The organism is Microcoleus sp. D3_18a_C4, from assembly GCF_036702415.1.
Taxonomy (GTDB): domain Bacteria; phylum Cyanobacteriota; class Cyanobacteriia; order Cyanobacteriales; family Microcoleaceae; genus Microcoleus.
The window spans coordinates 1-1,843 of record NZ_JAUBTI010000066.1 but is presented as its reverse complement, the minus strand read 5'-3'; the positions used below and the strand labels follow the sequence as shown (position 1 = coordinate 1,843).

Here is a 1,843-nt window from a genome sequence, read left to right as displayed (position 1 = left end):
AACACCAACTCCGACGCCGACGCCGACGCCTGCAAGTATCTTCCAGTTCGAGCAAGCAAATTACACGGTGAATGAAGGCGGCGTGGCTACGATTAACGTTACTCGCACCGGTGGCACGGCGGCTGCATCGATTAACTACGCTTCTGTTGACGGTTCGGCCACTTCTGGAGGCACGGCACCGGATTACACTGGGGCGGCGGGGGCGTTGAATTTTGCGGCAGGGCAAACTAGCGCTAGTTTCACGATTGCGGCTTTGAGCGACATGATACTGGAATCGCCGGAAACGGTGAATTTGGTGCTCTTCGGTGGCAATGTGGGCAGTAATCCGTCAATTTTGACGATTCTGGATGTGGCGCCAACTCCGACGCCGACGCCGACGCCATCGGTAACGCCAATACCAACAACTAACAACATCCCCAATGACGACTGCATCTGCGATGACATTGCCTATCCCAATTTAAACCAACCAAATTCAGTTGAAAACACCATACTCGGTGTATCGCCAATTCAAATAGGCACTGCCCAAAACGATGAATTTCTCGGCACTAACAACGGCAATATATTCGATGCCAAATCCGGGAATGACAACTTATATGGTGGAGCCAGCAACGACATCCTCAACGGCAACACAGGCAATGATTTTATCAGCGGTGGTAGTGGCGATGACATCCTATTTGGAGATCAAAATAATGATATTATTCTTGGCAACTTGGGGAATGATTTAATCTGGGGAGGCAAAGGTAATGACTCCCTAAATGGCCGCGAAGGTAATGACATCATTCTTGGTGATAAAGATGATGATTTCATCGATGGTGGCAAGGATAATGACCTTTTATATGGAGGCAAAGGTAACGACATCCTGCTTGGAAGTCAAGGTGATGACAATCTGTTTGGACAGTTAGGTTCGGATACTATCTGCGGCGGTGTAGGTAATGATTTCATCAGCGGTAACGAAGCAGCAGATATTCTGGGAGGATGTGAAGGAAATGATACCCTGTACGGAGGCGAAGACAACGATACTCTCACGGGTTGTCAAGGTGAGGATATTCTTTACGGAGACTTGGGTAATGATAGTTTGATTGGCGGTAGCGGTAACGATATCTTTGTCTTAACAACTGGTCAAGGATTTGACATAATCGCTGATTTTACAATCGGTCAAGATTTGATTGGATTAAGCGGAGGTTTGACTTTTAGCCAGTTAGCAATCACTCAAAATACTCAGGGAACTCTCATCAAAAATGTCTTGACAGGGGAGGAGTTAGGTGTGATGATTGGAGTGAGTGCCAATGCGATTACATCCGCTAATTTCCGGTTGAGTTAGGGAAGGAAAGAAAAGTACGATCGCCCCTTCGATCCAAAAGACCAAAAAAGGGCGATCGCACTCTATAGCTACTCAAACAGCTTTATTCAGGGATTTTCCCGAACCTTTCCCTCAATCCATCAGCCGATAACTGCGGCAGTTGTTCTACCAACAATGTCAATTCTGCCACAGGCAATGCTACTATATTGGTAATGGCTGTAGGCAGAATATCACCCAATTCATGTTGGTGCATTGTCAAGACATTTTCTGCCAATAATCTTACAGCTTGTTCCCGCCCTTCTTCATCAACTGTTAGCATCGATATTGCCAGCAACAACACTGTAAATTCCGCAGCAGGCAACTTGGATATTGGAGATAAAAACACTGTCATTTTCTGGCTTAATTCTCCAAATCTAACTCGCAGAAAATTTTCTAAAATTAAGCGCTGCTGTTCTTGTCTGCCTCGTTCTAGGGCGTCGGTTCAGTATCAGGAGTTGACAAAACAGACGGGAAATGATATGTGAATTGAGAAGCCTGTTAAAT

General features: G+C 45.9%; 2 protein-coding genes. One reads left to right on the top strand and one right to left on the bottom strand.

Annotated features, from left to right (window positions below):
* Positions 1-1,321: Calx-beta domain-containing protein (locus QUB16_RS23130; RefSeq protein WP_333319750.1), on the top strand; the 1,321-nt coding region annotated here is incomplete at its 5' end.
* 82 nt (positions 1,322-1,403) lie between these two features.
* Here QUB16_RS23130 and QUB16_RS23125 read toward each other — a convergent pair.
* Positions 1,404-1,691: a hypothetical protein gene (locus QUB16_RS23125; RefSeq protein ID WP_333319749.1), complete on the bottom strand. Its 288-nt coding sequence runs from the start codon at positions 1,689-1,691 to the stop codon at positions 1,404-1,406.
* Positions 1,692-1,843: the final 152 nt, after the last annotated feature.

Bases quoted from the DNA above. Each gene is read 5' to 3' on its own strand.
- QUB16_RS23125 (WP_333319749.1), bottom strand. From the start codon at position 1,691: ATGACAGTGTTTTTATCTCCAATATCCAAGTTGCCTGCTGCGGAATTT.